This is a genomic window from Mesorhizobium sp. LSJC280B00, assembly GCF_000502835.1.
GTDB lineage: Bacteria > Pseudomonadota > Alphaproteobacteria > Rhizobiales > Rhizobiaceae > Mesorhizobium.
The window spans coordinates 245,931-265,423 of sequence record NZ_AYVL01000008.1; the positions used below are offsets into that span (position 1 = coordinate 245,931).

Annotated in this window: 19 protein-coding genes and 1 riboswitch; of the genes, 14 read left to right on the forward strand and 5 right to left on the reverse strand. The window is 65.9% G+C overall.

The annotated features are described in order from the left end of the window. Positions 1 to 167: 167 nt before the first annotated feature. From X773_RS53525 to X773_RS53540, 4 genes are read right to left on the reverse strand one after another with little or no spacing between them, the layout of a single operon-like run. Positions 168 to 1,358, reverse strand: coding sequence for an NADH-quinone oxidoreductase subunit D (locus X773_RS53525; RefSeq protein WP_023676629.1), 1,191 nt, complete (start codon positions 1,356 to 1,358; stop codon positions 168 to 170). Beyond that, positions 1,359 to 1,961 (reverse strand): NADH-quinone oxidoreductase subunit C, encoded by a 603-nt coding sequence (locus X773_RS53530; RefSeq protein WP_023676630.1) that lies wholly within the window; start codon positions 1,959 to 1,961, stop codon positions 1,359 to 1,361. It abuts the gene before it with no gap. A 5-nt stretch (positions 1,962 to 1,966) separates the two neighbouring features. Beyond that, positions 1,967 to 2,548, reverse strand: a complete 582-nt coding sequence (locus X773_RS53535) for an NADH-quinone oxidoreductase subunit B (RefSeq protein ID WP_023670824.1) — start codon at positions 2,546 to 2,548, stop codon at positions 1,967 to 1,969. Then, positions 2,539 to 2,904 carry an NADH-quinone oxidoreductase subunit A gene (locus X773_RS53540; RefSeq protein WP_023676631.1) on the reverse strand — a complete coding sequence of 122 codons (366 nt, stop codon included), beginning with the start codon at positions 2,902 to 2,904 and terminating at the stop codon, positions 2,539 to 2,541. The genes X773_RS53535 and X773_RS53540 overlap by 10 nt, the downstream gene beginning before the upstream one ends. Before the next feature lie 335 nt (positions 2,905 to 3,239). On the opposite strand from X773_RS53540, the gene X773_RS53545 reads away from it, so the two are divergent. The 8 genes from X773_RS53545 (at position 3,240) to X773_RS53580 (ending at position 13,474) form a co-directional block, all read left to right on the forward strand. Further along, positions 3,240 to 4,439, forward strand: coding sequence for a winged helix-turn-helix domain-containing protein (locus X773_RS53545; protein WP_023676632.1), 1,200 nt, complete (start codon positions 3,240 to 3,242; stop codon positions 4,437 to 4,439). Between the two features lie 29 nt (positions 4,440 to 4,468). Continuing rightward, positions 4,469 to 4,673, forward strand: a riboswitch (cobalamin riboswitch). Between the two features lie 37 nt (positions 4,674 to 4,710). Continuing rightward, positions 4,711 to 5,145 (forward strand): DUF1636 family protein, encoded by a 435-nt coding sequence (locus tag X773_RS53550; RefSeq protein ID WP_023676633.1) that lies wholly within the window; start codon positions 4,711 to 4,713, stop codon positions 5,143 to 5,145. Continuing rightward, positions 5,142 to 6,182, forward strand: a complete 1,041-nt coding sequence (gene cobW / locus X773_RS53555; RefSeq protein WP_023676634.1) for a cobalamin biosynthesis protein CobW — start codon at positions 5,142 to 5,144, stop codon at positions 6,180 to 6,182. The genes X773_RS53550 and cobW overlap by 4 nt, the downstream gene beginning before the upstream one ends. A gap of 18 nt (positions 6,183 to 6,200) precedes the next feature. Further along, a complete protein-coding gene (locus X773_RS53560) occupies positions 6,201 to 9,848 on the forward strand; it encodes a cobaltochelatase subunit CobN (protein ID WP_023676635.1) in 3,648 nt (1,215 codons plus the stop codon). Next, a complete protein-coding gene (gene cobG, locus X773_RS53565) occupies positions 9,845 to 11,314 on the forward strand; it encodes a precorrin-3B synthase (protein WP_023676636.1) in 1,470 nt (489 codons plus the stop codon). The genes X773_RS53560 and cobG overlap by 4 nt, the downstream gene beginning before the upstream one ends. A 2-nt stretch (positions 11,315 to 11,316) precedes the next feature. Then, on the forward strand, positions 11,317 to 11,958 hold the full coding sequence (locus X773_RS53570) for a precorrin-8X methylmutase (protein ID WP_023676637.1): 642 nt from the start codon (positions 11,317 to 11,319) through the stop codon (positions 11,956 to 11,958). Continuing rightward, on the forward strand, positions 11,955 to 12,713 hold the full coding sequence (locus X773_RS53575) for a precorrin-2 C(20)-methyltransferase (RefSeq protein ID WP_023676638.1): 759 nt from the start codon (positions 11,955 to 11,957) through the stop codon (positions 12,711 to 12,713). The genes X773_RS53570 and X773_RS53575 overlap by 4 nt, the downstream gene beginning before the upstream one ends. Then, on the forward strand, positions 12,710 to 13,474 hold the full coding sequence (locus tag X773_RS53580) for a precorrin-3B C(17)-methyltransferase (protein ID WP_023676639.1): 765 nt from the start codon (positions 12,710 to 12,712) through the stop codon (positions 13,472 to 13,474). Before X773_RS53575 ends, X773_RS53580 begins: the two co-directional genes overlap by 4 nt. Here X773_RS53580 and X773_RS53585 read toward each other — a convergent pair. After that, positions 13,438 to 14,220 (reverse strand): cobalt-precorrin-6A reductase, encoded by a 783-nt coding sequence (locus X773_RS53585; RefSeq protein WP_023676640.1) that lies wholly within the window; start codon positions 14,218 to 14,220, stop codon positions 13,438 to 13,440. The genes X773_RS53580 and X773_RS53585 overlap by 37 nt on opposite strands. Position 14,221: 1 nt before the next feature. On the opposite strand from X773_RS53585, the gene X773_RS53590 reads away from it, so the two are divergent. The 6 genes from X773_RS53590 to cobS are packed head-to-tail and all read left to right on the forward strand — an operon-like array spanning position 14,222 to position 19,472. Then, positions 14,222 to 15,463 carry a bifunctional cobalt-precorrin-7 (C(5))-methyltransferase/cobalt-precorrin-6B (C(15))-methyltransferase gene (locus tag X773_RS53590; protein ID WP_023676641.1) on the forward strand — a complete coding sequence of 414 codons (1,242 nt, stop codon included), beginning with the start codon at positions 14,222 to 14,224 and terminating at the stop codon, positions 15,461 to 15,463. Beyond that, on the forward strand, positions 15,460 to 15,840 hold the full coding sequence (locus X773_RS53595; RefSeq protein WP_023676642.1) for a cobalamin biosynthesis protein: 381 nt from the start codon (positions 15,460 to 15,462) through the stop codon (positions 15,838 to 15,840). The genes X773_RS53590 and X773_RS53595 overlap by 4 nt, the downstream gene beginning before the upstream one ends. Then, complete coding sequence (gene cobM, locus X773_RS53600) at positions 15,837 to 16,601, forward strand: precorrin-4 C(11)-methyltransferase (protein ID WP_023676643.1); 765 nt, start codon at positions 15,837 to 15,839, stop codon at positions 16,599 to 16,601. Before X773_RS53595 ends, cobM begins: the two co-directional genes overlap by 4 nt. Continuing rightward, complete coding sequence (gene cobA, locus X773_RS53605; RefSeq protein WP_023676644.1) at positions 16,598 to 17,404, forward strand: uroporphyrinogen-III C-methyltransferase; 807 nt, start codon at positions 16,598 to 16,600, stop codon at positions 17,402 to 17,404. Before cobM ends, cobA begins: the two co-directional genes overlap by 4 nt. After that, positions 17,401 to 18,714 carry a cobyrinate a,c-diamide synthase gene (locus tag X773_RS53610; protein WP_023676645.1) on the forward strand — a complete coding sequence of 438 codons (1,314 nt, stop codon included), beginning with the start codon at positions 17,401 to 17,403 and terminating at the stop codon, positions 18,712 to 18,714. Before cobA ends, X773_RS53610 begins: the two co-directional genes overlap by 4 nt. Beyond that, positions 18,711 to 19,472, forward strand: coding sequence for an adenosylcobinamide-GDP ribazoletransferase (gene cobS / locus X773_RS53615; protein ID WP_023676646.1), 762 nt, complete (start codon positions 18,711 to 18,713; stop codon positions 19,470 to 19,472). Before X773_RS53610 ends, cobS begins: the two co-directional genes overlap by 4 nt. Positions 19,473 to 19,493: the final 21 nt, after the last annotated feature.

Here is a 19,493-nt window from a genome sequence, read left to right on the forward strand (position 1 = left end):
CAAGCCACGGACTGTAAGCAGATCGCCTTCTGCAATAAGCTTGAACCCCTCTTTGAGAAGATCGGTTGACGAGAGACCCTCACCGGACCCAGCAAGCGACACTTCAGCGGAAGCCGCAAGGCATGCCGCGGCCAGAAACGCCTTTGACGGTCGAGCCATTCCCATCATCACCGATCGACCTCACCAAACACGATATCGAGGGAACCAAGCACAGCGGTGACGTCGGCCAGCATGTGGCCGCGGCACAGGAAATCCATGGCCTGGAGATGGGCAAAACCCGGCGCGCGCAGCTTGCAGCGATAGGGCTTGTTGGTGCCGTCGGAGACCAGATAGACGCCGAACTCGCCCTTCGGCGCCTCGACGGCGGCATAGACCTCGCCGGCCGGCACGCGGTAGCCTTCGGTGTAGAGCTTGAAGTGATGGATCAGCGCTTCCATCGAGCGCTTCATCGCCGCGCGCTTCGGCGGCACCACCTTGCCGTCGAGGTTGGACACCGGCCCGCTGCCCTCCTTACCGAGCAACAGGTCGACGCATTGGCGCATGATCTTGGCCGACTGGCGCATCTCTTCCATGCGCACCAGATAGCGGTCGAAACAGTCACCGTTCTTGCCGATCGGAATGTCGAAATCCATCTCGGCGTAACATTCATAGGGCTGCGATTTGCGCAGGTCCCAGGGTGCACCCGAGCCGCGCACCATGACGCCGGAAAAACCCCAGGCCCAGGCGTCGGCCAGAGACACCGTCGCGATGTCGACATTGCGCTGCTTGAAGATGCGGTTGCCGGTCAAGAGTGAGTCGAGGTCGTCGAGCGATTTCAGGAACGGGTCGATCCAGCTGCCGATGTCCTCGATCAGCTTCTGCGGCAGGTCCTGATGCACGCCGCCGGGGCGGAAATAGGCCGCGTGCATGCGCGAGCCGCTGGCACGCTCATAGAACACCATCAGCTTTTCGCGTTCGACGAAGCCCCACAGCGGCGGCGTCAGCGCGCCGACATCCATCGCCTGCGTCGTCACGTTGAGGATGTGCGACATGATGCGGCCGATTTCCGAATAGAGCACTCGGATCAACTGGCCGCGCTTCGGCACCTCGATGCCGAGCAGCCGCTCGGCGGCGAGCGCAAAGGCGTGCTCCTGGTTCATCGGCGCGCAATAATCGAGCCGGTCGAGATAGGGCACGGCCTGCAGATAAGTCTTGGCCTCGATCAGCTTTTCCGTGCCGCGGTGCAACAGCCCGATATGCGGATCGACGCGATCGACGACTTCGCCGTCAAGCTCCAGCACGAGGCGCAAAACGCCATGCGCCGCAGGGTGTTGCGGGCCAAAATTGATGTTGAAGTTGCGAACGGAGGTTTCAGCCATTTACTGCTTTGCCTTTTCATCCCCCGGAAGCACGTAATCCGTACCTTCCCACGGAGACAGAAAATCGAAATTGCGGAATTCCTGCTTGAGCTCCACCGGCTCGTAGATGACGCGCTTGGCTTCGTCGTCGTAACGCACCTCGACGAAGCCGGTCAGCGGAAAGTCCTTGCGCAGCGGATGGCCTTCAAAGCCGTAATCGGTCAAAATCCGCCGCAGATCCGGATGGCCTGAAAATAGCACGCCGTAGAGATCGTAGGTCTCGCGCTCGAACCAGTCGGCGCCGGGATAAATCCCGGTGATCGACGGCACCAGCGTCTCTTCGTCGGCCTGGACCTTGATGCGGACGCGGATATTCTGTCTCGGCGACAGCAGGTGATAGACCACGTCGAAGCGCTTTGCGCGCGATGGATAATCGGCGCCGCAAACGTCGATGATCGAAATGAACTGGCACTTCGGGTCGTCGCGCAGGAAGGTCACCACCTCGATCAGGTCGCGCGGCTCGACCGAGATGGTGAGTTCGCCATAGGCGAGCACCGCCACGCCGATCCGGCCGATCAGCTTCTCGCCGAGATAGGTCGAGAGGTCATTCAACGCCTGGGTCATGCCGCTCACCGCTCGATCGTGCCGGTGCGGCGGATCTTCTTCTGCAGCAGAAGGATACCGTAGAGCAGCGCTTCGGCGCTCGGCGGGCAGCCGGGCACGTAGATGTCGACCGGCACGATGCGGTCGCAGCCCCGCACCACCGAATAGGAATAATGATAATAGCCGCCGCCATTGGCGCAGGAGCCCATCGAGATGACGTAGCGCGGCTCCGGCATCTGATCGTAGACCTTGCGCAGCGCCGGCGCCATCTTGTTGGTCAGCGTGCCGGCGACGATCATGATGTCGGACTGGCGCGGGGACGCGCGCGGCGCGACACCGAACCTCTCCGAGTCATAGCGCGGCATCGACGTATGGATCATCTCGACCGCGCAGCAGGCGAGACCGAAGGTCATGAACATCAACGAGCCGCTGCGCGCCCAGGTGATGAGCGCCTCGGTCGAGGTGACGAGAAAGCCCTTGTCGGCGAGCTCGTTGTTGATCTCCAGGAAGAATGGATCGTCGGACCCGACCGGCCTGCCGGTGTTGGGGTCGATGAGGCCCTTGGGCTTCGGCGCGACGAGCGTGCCGGAACTGTCGTTCAATCCCATTCCAGCGCTCCTTTTTTCCATTCATAGGCAAAGCCGATGGTCAGCACCGCCAAAAACACCATCATCGACCAGAAACCGAGCATGCCGATCTGGCTGAACGACACCGCCCAAGGAAACAGGAAGGCCACCTCCAGATCGAAGATGATGAACAGGATCGACACCAGGTAGAAGCGGATATCGAACTTCATGCGGGCGTCGTCGAACGAGTTGAAGCCGCACTCATAGGCGGAAAGCTTTTCCGGATCGGGGTTGCGGTAGGCCACCAGGAACGGTGCAGCGAGCAGCGCCAGCCCGACGATCAGCGCCACGCCGATGAACAGGACGATGGGCAGGTACGAACCTAAAAGTGCGTTCATGCTGCAGTTTCCGTTGGCGGCCAATCCACTCTGATTACAGCACCGGACCCACTTGCGGAAGCGTGACAGTTTAACCACTGAACCGTTTTAAGGGGGCTCTATGCTGCAACGCGGCGAGGGTTAGCGCAGCGCTTTCGGCGAAGCAAGTCAAACCTTGTTCAAATCGCGGTGCTGGACGGCATATCCGGGAAAACTGGTCCGATCCGCTCCTGTTTGATTTCCTTCACTTTTTACTCCACTTTTCTCTCCTGACATGGATGCCGCCAAAACCCTGCTAGCATGGCACGGAATCGCAGGTCATTTTCTCTGTCTAAAATCGTCCGGATGCCGCCTTCATGAAGGAAAGAATCTCGCTTGCCACGGCCCGTCGCATTGCGCTCGCGGCACAGGGATTCAATGACCCGCGCCCCACCGGCACGCCTGACCGCCGGCATCTGGCCCGGGTGCTTGCCCGTACCGGCCTGCTGCAGATCGATTCCGTCAGCGCCGTGGTGCGCGCCCATTATATGCCTCTTTATTCGCGGCTTGGCCCTTACAAGCTGGCGTTGCTCGACAACGCCGCGGTAACGCGCAAGCGCATGGTCTTCGAATATTGGGCGCATGAAGCCTCGTTCTTGCCGGTCGAGACCTATCCGCTGATGCGCTGGCGCATGCAGCGGGCCGAACGCGGCGACGAAATGTACAGCGGACTGGCCAAATGGGGTCGCGAGCACGCCGCCTATATCGAAGACATCTATCGCGAGGTCGCCGAACGAGGCCCGATCGCAGCGTCGGCTTTCGAAGGGCAGAAGGGTTCGGGCGGCTGGTGGGGCTGGAGCCATGCCAAGCACGCCTTCGAATGGCTGTTCTGGGCCGGCCGCATCACCACGGCGCATCGCCGCGGCTTCGAACGGTTCTACGATCTGCCGGAGCGCGTATTGCCGCCGGCGGTACTCGCGCTACCGATTCCCTGTCCCGAGGATGCTCACCGCGAATTGCTGCGCATCTCGGCCCGCGCCCACGGCATCGCCACGGCAGGAGACCTGCGCGACTATTTCCGGCTCTCGCCCGCCGACATCAAGGGCCGCATCGAGGAGTTGGTCGAGGCCGGCGACCTGTTGCCGGTGAGCGTCGAAGGCTGGAGCAAAACAGCCTATCTCCACAAGGACGCCCGTTTGCCGCGCAAGATCGAGGCGCGCGCCTTGCTCGCGCCGTTCGATCCTGTCGTCTTCGAGCGGTCGCGCACCGAGCGGTTGTTCGACTTCCACTACCGCATCGAGATCTACACGCCGGCCGAAAAGCGCCGGTATGGCTATTATGTGCTGCCATTCCTGCTCGGCGACAGCATCGTCGGGCGCGTCGACCTCAGGGCCGACCGCCCGGCCGGTGTGTTGCGCGTCCACGCCGCCTATGCGGAGCCCGGCGCCCCGCCACAAACCGCAGCCGCCCTTTTCGAGGAATTGAAGCAGATGCAGGGCTGGCTCGGCCTGGAACGCATCGAGGTGACCGCTGCCGGCGACCTCGGCCGGCCGCTCGCGGATATCGCCGCGTCATAGACGTGCGTTGACACGACTGGCTCCACAAGCCTAAATCCGTTCCAGACGGTCCCCTGCCCGCAACGGCAGGGGCCAAGAGGGAATGCGGTGCGAAATCTCGATTTCAAATCCGCGGCTGTCCCCGCAACTGTAAGCGACGAGCCAAGGCCGAAAACCACTGGGATATTCCCGGGAAGGCGGCACCCAGGCGATGACCCGCGAGCCAGGAGACCTGCCGTCTAGGACATAAGAATCCGATCGCCTGGCGGGTTTTCCGGGCAAGGAGCCTGATTTGGAACGCGACAGCAGTTTTCCGGCTGAGACAGCGGATTTATTGTCCGGCCATGGTGATTCCCCGGCCGGCGTTACCGTCATCGTCTGCTCGTCCTGCCGTGACGAGACCGGTTCGGACGCTCATCCGCGCGCCGGCGAACTGCTCGCAGAGGACACGCGCCGCGCCGCTTCCAGCGAAAACATCAAAATCCGCACCGTCGAATGCCTCGGCAATTGCAAGCGCCGGCTCAGCGCGGCCATGCTGCGCGACGGCTGCTGGAGTTACGTCTTCGGTGATCTGACCACGACCAGCGGGGCCGATCTCGTCACCGGGGCAAAGCTGTTCGCCACCGCGACGGATGGGCTCATTCCATGGCGCGGCCGTCCCGATTGCCTGAAGCGCGGCCTGGTTGCCCGCATCCCTCCCCTTGACGTTTTGAAGGACCTGACATGACCGCTGCCTCCCTTTCGCGCGTTCCCTGCACCGTGGTCACCGGCTTTCTCGGCGCCGGCAAGACGACGTTGATCCGCCATTTGCTCGAAAACGCCAAAGGCAAGCGCCTGGCCATCATCGTCAACGAGTTCGGCGACATCGGCATCGACGGCGAGATTCTGAAGGGCTGCGCCATCGACACCTGCCCCGAGGAAAACATCGTCGAGCTGGCCAATGGTTGCATCTGCTGCACCGTCGCCGATGATTTCGTCCCGGCGCTGGACCAGATCCTGTCGCTGACGCCGAGGGTCGACCACATCCTGATCGAGACATCCGGCCTTGCTTTGCCCAAGCCGCTGGTCCAGGCCTTCCAGTGGCCGTCCGTGAAAAGCCGCGTCACGGTCGATGGCGTCATCGCCGTCGTCGACGGGCCGGCGCTGGCTGATGGCCGCGTAGCCAACGACATGGACGCCCTGCAGGCCCAGCGCGCGCAGGACGAGACGCTCGACCATGACGATCCGGTCGAGGAAGTGTTCGAAGACCAGCTCGCCTGCGCCGACCTGATCATCCTGTCGAAGAGCGACCTGATGGACACAGCCGGCGCGGCCCGCGCCAATGCCGTGATCGGAAAGCATGTTGCGCGGGCGGTGAAGATCGTACCGACTTCGCAAGGCAAGGTCGACCCGTCGGTGCTGCTCGGCCTCGGCCTCGCCGTCGAGGACGACATCGAGAATCGCAAGACCCACCACGACGACGAGCTCGACCACGAACATGACGATTTTGACTCGTTCGTCATCGACATCGCGTCTGTGTCCAACCCGGACGAGCTCGCACAACGGGTCGCCACGGCGGCGGAGGAAGAAAACGTGTTGCGCGTCAAGGGTTTCGTCGAAGTCGGCGGCAAGCCGATGCGGCTCCTGCTGCAGGCCGTCGGTCCGCGCGTCAACCACTATTACGACCGCGCCTGGACCGCTGAAGACGACCGCCGCTCGCGCCTGGTCGTCATCGGCCTGAAAGGGCTGAACCGCCCGGCCATCGAGCGTATCCTCGCCGGCTGACCCCAGGCACGAGCCGCGATGCACATCCTCACCACCACATCCGCCTCGCTCGACGATCTCGCCGAGCCCGTCGATCTCAGGCAAACGCCTGCGGATGTCGTGGCGCTGTCCTTCACCGACAGCGACCTGGCCGGGCTGGCGGCGGCGTGGAAGGCAGATGCGCACCGCCTGCCGTCGATGCGGCTCGCCGCCTTGCGCGACCTGCGCCATCCGATGTCCGTCGACCTGTGGATCGACAGCGTCGCCCGCCACGCCAAGGTCATTCTGGTCCGCATCCTCGGCGGCTATGACTGGTGGCGCTATGGCTGCGACCAGCTCGCCGTTATCGCGCGAAATCGCGGTATCAAGCTGGCGCTCCTACCGGGCGAGAGCCACGACGAGGATTTGCGACTGATCGAAGGCTCGACGCTGCCGCGCGAGGAGTTGGACGCCCTGCTTGGCTATTTCCGCGAGGGCGGGCCGGCAAATATGACGGCGCTGGTGCAGAGGCTGGCAAGTCTCGCTGGATCGGGTGCGGCGGTAGCCGAACCTGTTAGCGTGCCAAAGGCGGGATTTTACGAGCCGGGACTGGGGGTAGTAGAACGCGGCGTCCCCCTCCCCCTCGAGGGGAGGGTCCGGCCGCAGGCCGGGGGTGGGGTCCTCTCCGAAGCGCGCCTACACAAAACGTCGCGCACTGCCGTGACGACCGCACCCGGCCCTGCGGGCCACCCTACCCTCGAGGGGAAGGGGGACGTCGTGCCAATTCTCTTCTACCGTTCGATGCTGCTCGCCGCCGATGTCGCGCCCATCGACGCGCTTTTCGAAGCCCTGCGCCACCGCGGCATGGCTCCCGTGCCTCTGTTCGTCTCCAGCCTCAAGGACCCGGCGTCGCTCGCCTTTGTCGAAACCGCGCTCGCAACCCTGAAGCCTGCCGCCATCATCACCGCCACAGCTTTCGCCTCGGGTGCCGAGCCCGGTGTCGAAACCCTGTTCGACCGCGCCGGCGTGCCGGTGTTCCAGGTCATCGTCGCGACCACCCGCCGCGACATCTGGCAAACCAATCAGCGCGGCCTGGCGCCCGCCGACCTTGCCATGCATGTCGTCCTGCCCGAGCTCGACGGCCGCATCCTGGCCGGCGCCATTTCATTCAAGAGCGAAAGCGAAACCGACCCGGCGCTGGCCTTCCGCGCCTTCGCCAACCGGCCTGAGCCCGACCGCGTGGCGCAAGTGGCGAACCGTGTCGAGGCCTTCGTGCGCCTGCAGCGGACGCCGCGTGCGGAGCGCAAGCTCGCCATCCTGATCCCCGACTATCCGAGCGCCCCCGGTCGCACCGGCTACGCGGTTGGTCTCGACGTGCCGTCCAGCGTGCTGGCAATGCTGCACGACCTGAGCGAACAGGGCTACGCCGTTGAAAGGATTCCGCAAACGCCGCGCGAGTTGCTAGAGGTGCTGGAAAAGGACAGCCAAGGGTTGGCCCTACACGACTATCAGACCTTTTCGAAGGAATTGCCTGCAGCGGCAATCGCTGCGGTAGAGGCGGCTTGGGGGAATGCGGCAGATGAGACAAGTTTGTGCGAGGCACCCCCCTCTGTCCTGCCGGACATCTCCCCCTCAAGGGGGGAGATTGGCAGTTTCGCCGACGGCTCTCTCTCAACATCCTTGGTGATTGGCGAAAGCAGAGACAACAGCGCAATCTCCCCCCTTGAGGGGGAGATGTCCGGCAGGACAGAGGGGGGTGTTCAGGCGCCTAGCGCCGCAAAATTCGCCTTCCGCGCAGCCACCTTCGGCAACGTCACCGTGGCACTCGCACCTGACCGCGGGCGCTCAGCCGACCGCCGCGCCGACTATCACGACCCGACGCTGCCGCCGCGCCATGCGCTGGTCGCCTTTGGCCTCTGGCTGCGCAAGTCGCTCGGCATCCATGCAATTGTCCATGTCGGCGCCCACGGCACGCTGGAGTGGCTGCCCGGCAAGACCGTGGCGCTCAGCGAAAACTGCTTTCCCGAGATAGTCACCGGTCCCCTGCCCGTCATCTATCCCTTCATCGTCTCCAACCCGGGAGAGGCAGCGCAGGCCAAGCGGCGCATTGCCGCCGTCACGCTCGGCCATCTGCCGCCGCCGCTGACCGGCGCCGGGCTGGACGAAAACCAGCACAGGCTTGAACGACTGGTTGACGAATATGCCCAGGCCGACGGGCTCGACCGCCGCCGCCGCGACCGCCTGGCGAAGCTGATCGTCGAGACGGCGGAAAAGACCGGCCTCGCCTCAGAGGCAGGCGTCGCCAGGACCGACGCAGCCGACGAGGCTTTGCGCCGCATCGACGCCTGGCTCTGCGATCTCAAGGATTTCGCCATCAAGGACGGCCTGCACATTTACGGCCGCGCGCCGGAAGGCGAGGCTGATCCGTTGCGGCGGCAAAGTGCGGCAGCTGAAAAAACCGCGCTGCTTGCCGCCCTCGATGGCCGCCACGTCGCTGCCGGTCCGGCCGGTGCGCCGGCGCGTGGCCGGAGCGATGTGCTGCCCACCGGCCGCAATTTGTTTACCGCCGACCCGCGCACCATGCCGACGCCGACCGCCTATGATCTGGGCAAGATGGCAGCGGAAGAAGTGGTCCGCAGCTACATGCAATCGCATGGCGACTGGCCGCGCTCGCTGGTCATCGACCTGTGGGGCTCGGCCTCGCTGCGCACCGGCGGTGAGGAGATCGCGCAAGGCCTGGCGCTAATGGGCTGCCGGCCGCAATGGGATTCCGCCACCGGCCGCATCACCGGCATAGATGTGCTGCCGCCGGCAACACTCGGCCTTCCGCGCATCGATGTCACCTGGCGCATATCGGGCCTGTTCCGCGACATGTTCCCGACCCAGATCGCGCTGATCGACGCCGCGGCCAACGCGGTGGCGACCCGCGACGAGGACGATTCGGAAAACCCGCTCGCCGCTAGGACCCGCATCGACGGCAAGATCGGCCCGCGCATTTTCGGCACCTCGCCGGGCACTTACGGCGCGGGCGTCGAGGACTTGTTGTCGAGCGGCGACTGGGCCGCGCGCGAAGAGATCGGCCGCACCTATCTCGCCGCCACCTCGCACGCCTATGGCGGCTCAGAGGGCAAAGGCATTTCGGCGCCCGGCGCGTTCGAGGATCGCCTCGCCGAGGCCGACCTTCTGGTTCATAGCGGCGACGACCCCGGCCGCGACATCCTCGAAGGCTCGGCCGACGTCGCCTTCATCGGCGGCTTTTCGGCAGCACTTGCCGCGCTCGGCAAAAACGCCGACGTGATCGTGCTCGACACCACGGACCCGCAAAGACCGAAGCCGCGCTCGGTTGGTGAGGCCGTATCCCGGGTAGTTCGCGCCCGCGCGGTCAACCCGCGCTTCATCGCCGGCCAGATGCGTCATGGCCCGCGCGGCGCCTCGGAATTCGCCGAGACGGTCGACCGGCTTGTCGGCTTTGCTGAGACTACCCATGCCATATCGGGCACGCTGATCGAGGCGATGCACGACGCCTATCTTGGCGACCCCGTGGTGCGCGCCTTCATACTGCGCGAGAACCCGGCGGCGGCGAAGGTGATTGCCGAGCGTTTGCTGTCGGCACGGCGGCGCGGGCTCTGGCATCCGCTGCGCAATTCGATCGATGACGATCTCGCCGCACTGATTGCCGAAGCGCAAGCTCTGGGAGTGGCGGCATGAACGCTTTCTCGCGCCGTGGCGCCTGCCCTGCCTTGTCCGCGCCGATGCAGACCGGCGACGGGCTGCTGGTGCGGCTCAATCCGGTCGCTGGAGGACTGTTGCCGAAATCGTTGATCGGACTCTGCGAATCTGCCTTGCGCCATGGCAACGGTATCATGGAAGTGACCGCCCGCGGCAGCCTGCAGATCCGCGGCCTGACGTCGGCAAGCGCGCGGCTGCTGGCGATGGAGGTCGATGCGCTCGGCATCGCGGTGCGCACCGGCGTGCCGGTCGAGACCGGCCCGCTGGCCGGGCTCGACCAGGAGGAGATAGCCGACCCGCGCCCAATGGCGCAGCGGATTCGGGCGGCAATTGAGGACGCCGGTGTTACGCAACGGCTTGGCCCGAAGGTGTCGGTGATTGTTGACGGCGGCGGGCAGCTGACAATGGATGCGGTTACGGCCGATGTCAGGCTGGTCGGGGTGCGGGCCGCCGACGGAATTAAGTGGCGGGTATCGCTCGCCGGAGATGCGCAGGGTGCCACGCCGCTGGCGATGTCCGAGGAAGATGCGGCTTGTGACATCGCCGTCGCCATTCTCAGGATGGTTGCCGAAAAGGGCCGCGATGCCCATGCGCGGGATTTGACGGCGAGGCAGCTGAGATCTCTCGCAAGTTGGCGATCCGTCGCGCCCCCCTCTGTCCTGCCGGACATCTCCCCCACAAGGGGGGAGATCGGCAGCTTCGCCGGCGGCTTCCCCCCAGCACCTTCGGCGATTGGCGAAATCGGAGACGAAGGCGCAATCTCCCCCCTAGAGGGGGAGATGTCCGGCAGGACAGAGGGGGGCGCGAAGGATCGCCGGCCCATCGGAGTTTTCGATCTGGCAGCCGGCAGTACCTCCCTCGGCATCGGCCTGCCGTTCGGCAGCATACCAGCGCAAAAACTTATCGATCTCACCCAATACGCCCTCATCCTCGGCACCACCGAAATCCGTCTGGCGCCGGGTCGCACGCTGCTTTTGCTTGGCCTCTCCCCAGCCGCATGTCTTTCACTCCAGAAAACCGCCGCAACCCTCGGCTTCGTCACCGACGCAGCCGATCCGCGCACCAGGATCGCCGCCTGCCCGGGTGCTTCCGCCTGTGCCTCGGGCCGCATCGCGACACGCAACATCGCCGAGACCATCGCCGTGGAAGACCGCGATATCCTCGATTCCTCGCTGACGCTGCACATCTCCGGCTGCGCCAAGGGTTGCGCCCATCCCGGTCCGGCGGCGCTGACCCTGGTCGGTGGCGAAAACGGAGCCGGACTTGTCGTGGACGGGACGGCAAAGGCATTGCCCGCCGGATACAGGCCGGGCTACGACGCCGCGCACGGCATCGGCCGCGTTGCAGCGATGATCCGCAGCGCACGACATCCCGGCGAAACCGCTACCGCCTGCCTGGCGAGGCTCGGCGCGGCCGGCATCACCGAAATCTATCGACAGGAATGAGCATGCCCGCCCAGAACGCCTACGACTACATCCGTGACGGCACGGCGATCTACGAGCGCTCCTTCGCCATCATCCGCGCCGAGGCCGACCTGTCGCGCTTTTCCGAAGCCGAGGCCGACGTCGCCATCCGCATGATCCATGCCTGCGGCCAGGTCGACGCTTGCAGGCACTTCGTTTTCTCGAGCGATTTCGTTGCCGCGGCGCGCACGGCGCTGGGGGCCGGCGCGCCGATCTTCTGCGACGCGCAGATGGTCGCGCATGGCGTCACGCGCGCCCGGCTTCCGGCCGGCAACGAGGTGATCTGTACGCTGCGCGATCCGCGGACGGCCGACATCGCGAAAAAGATCGGCAACACCCGCTCGGCCGCGGCGATCGACCTGTGGGGCGAGCGCATGGCCGGTTCGGTCGTCGCCATCGGCAATGCGCCGACAGCCCTTTTCTATCTGCTGGAAAAGCTGCGCGACGGCGCCCCGAAGCCGGCGGCGATCATCGGTATGCCGGTCGGGTTTGTCGGCGCCGCCGAATCGAAGGATGCGCTGGCCGAAAATTCCTATGGCGTGCCTTACGCCATCGTGCGCGGCCGGCTGGGCGGCAGCGCCATGACCGCCGCCGCGCTCAACGCTTTGGCGAGGCCGGGCCTATGAATGCGATTGCAAAAGGCAGGCTTGTCGGCGTCGGCACCGGACCCGGCGACCCGGAACTCTTGACGCTGAAGGCAGTGCGCGCGCTGGCCGAGGCCGATGTCGTCGCGCATTTCGCTAAGCGCGGCAACAACAGCAACGCCCGGGCCATCGTCGAAACCCATTTTCGCTCCGATTTGATTGAACTGCCGCTGCTCTATCCGGTGACGACCGAAATCGACAAGGATCACAGCGATTACCGCTCGCAGATCACCGATTTCTACGAGGAATCGGCCGAAAAGGTCGCCGCGCACCTCAGCGCCGGCAGGATGGTCGCTGTGCTTTCGGAAGGCGACCCGCTTTTCTACGGCTCCTACATGCATCTCCATGTCCGGCTGGCGCACCGCTTCCCGACCGAAGTCATTCCCGGCATCACCGCCATGTCCGGCTGCTGGTCGGCGACCGGCCTGCCGATCGTCCAGGGCGACGACGTACTGACCGTATTGCCCGGCACAATGAGCGAATTCGAGCTGATGCGCCGCCTCGCCGACACCGACGCCGCCGTGATCATGAAGGTCGGCCGCAACCTGCCCAAGATCAGGCGCGCGCTGGAGGCAACCGACAAGCTGGCGCGGGCCATCTATGTCGAGCGCGGCACCATGCCGGGCGGTGTCTCGATGCGGCTTGCCGACAAAAAGGATGGCCAGGCGCCTTATTTCGCCATCGTGCTGGTGGCCGGCTGGTCGGGCCGGCCAAACGCATTGAGAGCCGAAGCATGAGCGGCCGCCTCACCGTCATCGGCCTCGGGCCCGGCGGCGCCGACCAGGTGACGCCGGAGGCAAGCCGCGCCGTTGCCGAGGCAAAATTCTTCTATGGCTACAAGCCTTATCTTGACCGGCTCGATCTGCGCCCCGACCAGATTCGCGTCGCTTCCGACAATCGCGAGGAACTCGCGCGCGCCAAGGACGCGCTGCTGAAGGCTGCGGAAGGCCACGATGTCGCCGTCGTGTCGGGCGGCGATCCCGGCGTCTTCGCCATGGCCGCGGCCGTCTGCGAGGCGATAGAGGCGGGCCCACCCGAATGGCGCGCGGTCGACATCGCCATCGTGCCCGGTATCACCGCCATGCTCGCCGTCGCCGCCCGCATCGGCGCGCCGCTCGGCCATGATTTCTGCGCCATCTCGCTGTCCGACAATCTGAAGCCGTGGGACCTGATCGAGCTACGCCTGCTGGCGGCAGCCGGAGCCGGCTTCGTAATCGCGCTCTATAACCCGATCAGCAAGGCGCGCCCATGGCAGCTAGGCCGCGCGTTCGAATGCCTTGCTGCGATCCTGCCCGGCACCACGCCGGTGATCTTCGGCCGTGCCGCCGGCCGTCCCGACGAGCGCATCGAGGTTTTTCTGCTGGCCGACGCCGATGCCGCGAAGGCCGACATGTCGACCTGCATCATCATCGGCTCGCCGGAAACCAGGATCATCAAGCGGGGTGACAAGGCCGCGCTGGTCTACACGCCGCGTTCGGCAGCTGGCCCAAGAACATGACCGACCAGAAAATGATCGACCATCTCGGCAAGAGATTCGACGGTCTCAGCCGACGTGACGTCCGGCAGCGCCGGCCTGCGGATCATCACCACCTCGATTCCCAGCGCTCGCGCCGCCGCGATCTTGCCGTAGGTCGCCTCGCCGCCGCTGTTTTTGGAAACAACGACTTCGATGTGGTGTTGCAGAAGCAGTGCATGTTCGTCGACTTCCCGAAACGGCCCGCGCGCCAAGAGATAGCTCGCGTCGGGCACAGCGAGCCTGGGCTCGACCGGGTCGACACTGCGGATGTGATAATGATGCTGGGGAGCGGCCTTGAAGGCAGCGACCTCCTGTCGCCCGAGCGCCAGGAACACGCGGCGCGGCACCGATCCCAAAGCCGTCACCGCGCTGGCAACGGTGTCGACCAACATCCAGCGATCACCTTCGACCGCCTCCCATCCGGGACGCCTGAGCGCAACGATAGGCACGCCGGTCATGCGCGCTGCTTCCGCCGCATTGGCGGAGATTCGCGCCGCATAGGGATGCGTGGCGTCGATCAGCAGGTCGATCTTGTTCTGGCGGAGATACGCCGCCAGCCCGGCGGCACCGCCGAAGCCGCCGACCCGCACCGGCACCCCCTGCGCGGCCGGGTTTTCGGTGCGGCCGGCCAGCGACAGTATGACCGAAATATCCGCGCGCGCGGCCAGCTTTCCGGCCAGTTGCCGGGCTTCGGTGGTTCCGCCGAGGATCAGAATGCGGTGGGTCATCATGCCTGCTGAAGCTCCGCGCGGCGCCAAGCTCACCTCAAAGTGGCTCACGATCATCGGCATCGGCGAGGACGGTGTAGCGGGTCTCGGCGACGAGGCCAAGCGGCTGATCGCGGAGGCCGAATTCGTCTTCGGCGGCAAGCGCCATCTTGCCCTCGTCGCGTCGCTCGCCAAAGGTGAAGCGCGCGCCTGGCCGACACCTTTCGATGCCGAGCTGCGCGACGTGCTGGCGCTCTCCGGCAGACGCGTCTGCGTGCTGGCCTCCGGCGATCCCTTCTACCACGGTGTCGGCGTCACCCTCGCCCGCAAGGTCGCGGCAGAGGGTATGCGGGTGATCCCCGCGCCCTCGGCCTTTTCGCTGGCCGCCGCCCGCCTTGGCTGGCCGCTGCAGGATATCGAGACCGCCTCGCTGCATGGTCGCTCGCTCGACCTGATCCGGCCGTTGCTGCATCCTTGCACCCGCATTCTCGCGCTGACCTCGGACAGCGATGCACCGGGAGCGATTGCCCGTCTCATGACCGAACTTGGCTTCGGCGCTTCGCGGTTGACGGTGCTGGAGGCGCTGGGTGGGCCGAACGAAAGGCTGCGCTCGGCGAGCGCCGGCACTTTCGATCTCGAAAAGATCAACCCGCTCAACGTGCTCGCGATCGAAGTTGAATCGACTTCGCAAGCACGGATCCTGTCGCTCGCCGCCGGACTTGCCGATCACCTGTTCGAGCATGACGGCCAGATCACCAAGCGCGAAGTGCGCGCCGTCACCCTGTCCGCTCTCGCGCCAAGGCGCGGCGAACTGCTGTGGGACATCGGTGCCGGATCGGGCTCCATCGGCATCGAATGGATGCTGGCGCATCCCTCCATGCGCGCCATTGCCGTTGAGGCCGATCCGGCCCGCGCCACCCGCATCCGACGCAACGCCGCGGCCTGCGGCGTTCCCGGTCTCACCGTCGTCGAAGGTTCGGCACCGCAAGCGCTTGCCGGGCTGGAGACGCCCGCGGCGATCTTTATCGGCGGCGGCGGCAGCGATGCCGGCGTGCTGGAAGGAGCCATCGATGCCTTGCCTGCCGGCGGCCGCCTCGTCGCCAATGCGGTGACCCTGGAGATGGAGGCGCTGCTGCTTTCCCGTCACGCCGCGCTCGGCGGCCAGCTCACCCGCATCGCTGTATCCCGTGCTTCGCCGGTCGGTTCGATGCAGGCGTGGCGGCCGGCTATGCCGGTCACTCAATGGAGCTGGGTGAAGCCATGATGGTCGCGGGCATCGGCAGCCGCAAAGGCGTCAGCGCGCGCGACGTGCTTGCCGCGGTAGAAACCGCCCTGGAAGCGCACGGGCTTGCCCTGCCCGCGCTTTCAGCCCTCGCGACCGCGTCTCTCAAGCAGGATGAAGCGGCAATCTTCGCCGCCGGACGCGAACTCCGCCTTCCGGTGATCGTCGTCGAACAGGATGAACTCAAAGCCGCATCTACGACCAGCCGTTCCGACCTATCGCAGGAGCATGCCGGCACGCCGTCGGTTTCCGAAGCCTCGGCGCTTGCCGCCGCCGGCAAAGGCGCAAAACTGCTCGGGCCGCGCACCGTGCTCGGTGCTGTCACTTGCGCCATCGCCATCAGCGGAGATGCGGCATGACCGTTCACTTCATCGGTGCCGGCCCGGGTGCTGCCGACCTCATCACCTTGCGCGGCAGCCGCCTGCTCGGCAGTTGTCCCGTCTGCCTCTATGCCGGATCGATCGTCGCGCCGGAGCTGTTGCAGCACTGCGCGCCCGGAACGAGGTTGATCGACACCGCGCCGATGTCGCTCGACGAGATCGAGGCAGAATATCTGGCCGCCCACGCGGCCGGCAATGATGTCGCCCGCCTGCATTCCGGCGATCTTTCGGTGTGGAGCGCCGTTGCCGAGCAGATCCGCCGGCTGGAAAAGCACGGCATTCCTTACACGCTGACGCCGGGCGTGCCGTCCTTCGCCGCTGCGGCGGCAGCGCTGCGCCGCGAGCTGACCATTCCAGAAGTCGCGCAAAGCCTGGTGCTGACCCGCATCTCCGGCCGCGCCTCGCAAATGCCTCCCGACGAAACGCTGGCCGGCTTTGGCCGCACCGGCGCCACGCTGGCCATCCACCTTGCCATCCACGCTATCGACCGGATCGTCGCCGAACTGACGCCGTTCTATGGCGCCGATTGCCCGGTGGCGGTCGTCTTCCGTGCTTCCTGGCCGGACGAGCGCGTGCTGACCGGCACGCTGGCCACCATCGAGGCGCAACTGGCCGCCGATCCGATGGAACGCACGGCAATCATCTTCGTCGGCCGCTCGCTGGCGGCGGAGGGCTTTGGCGAAAGTTCACTGTACGACGCGCACTACCAGCGACGCTTTCGCGGACGGGACGGATTGTGAGCGGCAGCAACAGAAACACTACGGTCGAGCAGGCGCTCACCCGGCTCAACTTCAAGCCGCGCCAGCTTGAGCCCGGGCATGTCTGGCTGGCCGGCGCCGGCCCTGGCGATCCCGGCTGCCTGACGCTGGAAGTGCTGGCCGCCCTCGGACAGTGCGACGCGCTGGTTTATGACGCGCTGGTCTCGCCAGAAGTCGTCGCTGTCGCCGAGGGCGCGGAACTGTTCTATGCCGGCAAACGCGGCGGCAAGCCGTCGATGAAGCAGGACGACATCACCGCTCTGCTGGTCCGGCTGGCGCGCGCGGGCCGGCGCGTCGTCAGGCTGAAGGGCGGCGACCCCTATATTTTCGGGCGTGGCGGCGAAGAGGCGCTGGCGTTGGCCGGGGAAACTATCCCGTTCCGCATCCTGCCTGGCCTGACGTCCGGCCTCAGCGCGCTGGCCGCGACCGGCATTCCCGGCACCATGCGCGGCATCAACAAGGCGCTGATCCTGGCGACCGGCCATGCCGCCGGCACCGATGATGATCTCGACTGGGCGGCAATCGCCCGCACCGGCCAGCCGGTGGTCGTCTATATGGGTATGGCCAACCTGCCGCTGATCGCCGCTTCGTTGCTCGAGGGCGGCCTGCCGTCTTCGACGCCCGCCGCGGTCATCGTTGCCGCGACGACGCCGCAGGAGCGTATCGTCGTCGCCACGCTCGCCACGATTGCCGAGGAAACGGCCGCAGCCGGCTTGACCTCGCCGGCGCTGATCGTCGTCGGCGGTATTGTCGGGATGCGCGCGGCACTGGCGGGTGAGTCATGACCCGCGCCATCATCATCGGCGCGCCGCGCTCGGGCTCGGGCAAGACCAGCGTCACCATCGGCATTTTGCGCGCACTTGCCCGGCGCGGCCTGAAAGTGCGCGGCGCCAAATCCGGCCCGGACTATATCGATCCCGGCTTCCACACCGCAGCCACTGGCCTGTCCGGTGTCAATCTCGACAGTTGGGCAATGCCGCCCGCCCTGCTCAACGCACTGGCCGGCGAAGCGACCGAAGATGCCGATTTTATCTTTCTCGAAAGCGCCATGGGCCTGTTCGACGGGATCCCTGCTGCTCCAGGCCGTTCCGGCTCGGCTGCCGACCTTGCCCGGCTTTACGGCCTGCCGGTGCTGCTTGTGCTCGATGTCTCCGGTCAGTCGACCACGGCAGCGGCCGTCGCCAGGGGATTTGCCACCTATGACCCGGATGTACGCATGGCCGGGGTCGTGCTCAACCGGCTGGGCAGCGAGCGCCACCGCCGGCTATGCGGCGATGCCATCGAGGCACTCGGCCTGCCTGTCGTCGGCGCCATCCTGCGCGATCCCTCGCTCAACCTGCCCGAGCGCCATCTCGGCCTCGTCCAGGCCGGCGAATATGAGAATCTGATGGCGCATCTCGACCGGCTGGCCGACATGGTCGAGCGGTCGCTCGACCTCGACTCCATTATGGCGCTGGCGGCGCCATTCACGCCCGCGCCGGGCAATTTCGACGACGGGCTGCCGCCGCCCGGCCAGCGCATCGCATTGGCCGAGGACGCCGCCTTCACCTTCCTCTATCCGCACGTTGCCGCGCATTGGCGCAAGGCCGGCGCCGAGATCGTTCCGTTCTCGCCGCTCACCGATGAGGCGCCAGGCGACGATTGCGATGTCTGCTGGCTGCCCGGCGGCTATCCCGAGCTTCATGCCGGCCGCCTCGCGGCCGCGGCGAATTTCAGGGCCGGCATGGCGCGGTTCGCCGGCACGCGGTCGGTGCACGGCGAGTGCGGCGGCTTCATGGTGTTGGGCGAAGCGCTCGAGGACGCGTCGGGCGAGACGCATCGGATGCTTGGCCTCCTCGGCCATTTGACCAGCTTCGCCAAGCGCAAGATGAATCTCGGCTACCGCGAGGCGCGGCTGCGGTCCGGCTGTCCGCTCGGCAGCCAAGGCACGCTGATCCGCGGCCACGAATTCCACTACGCGCAGATGATTGCGACCGGCAATGACGAGCCGCTGGCCGACCTCGCCGACGGTCAAGGAAATCCGCTCGGCGCCTCGGGCTACCGGCGCGGCAATGTCAGCGGCACGTTCTTCCATGCCATTGCGAGGGGCGCATGAACGTCTCGCAACGGCAGCTTACCGACGACATCGCGCTTTGCCTCGTCTTCTTTACCCGGCTGCCGCTGCCGAGAGCCGACTTCCGTGGCCGCAGCCTTGCCGCTGCGATCTGGGCTGCACCCGTTGCCGGTCTCGCCGTCGCTCTGGCCGGTGCGCTGGTCTACGCCGTCGGGACGAGGCTCGGCCTTGCCGAGGGTCCTGCTGCAGCGCTGACCCTTGCCGCGATCTTGCTCGCTACCGGCTGCCTGCATGAGGACGGGCTTTCGGACGTGGCCGACGGCTTTGGCGGCGGCAAGACGCGCGGCAGGAAATTGGAGATCATGCGCGACAGCCGCATCGGTGCCTACGGCGCTTGTGCACTTGCTGTCTCGCTGCTGATCCGCTGGAGCGTGCTCTCTGGATTCGCCGGCCCGGCTCATGTCTTCTGGGCTCTCATTGCAGCGCATGCGGCCTCGCGCGGCCTGCTCGGCGCCTTCATGCACCTGCTGCCGCCGGCCCGCGCCGACGGCCTCTCGGCCGATGCAGGCACCGTCTCCACTGAAACCGCTGGTATCGGTGCCGTGCTCGGCGCCGTCGCGCTGCTGGCGCTTGGGTTCAGTGCTGCCATGTTCGCGCTCATCCTGCTTGCGTTCTTGTTTGCCGCATTTCGAGCGCTTTGCCTCAACCAGATCGGCGGCCAGACCGGCGACACCGTCGGCGCCCTGCAGCAGCTCGGCGAGATCGCAATCCTGCTCGTCGCTTCCGTTTCCCTGTCTTGACTCTGTTTCGGAGATTTTGCC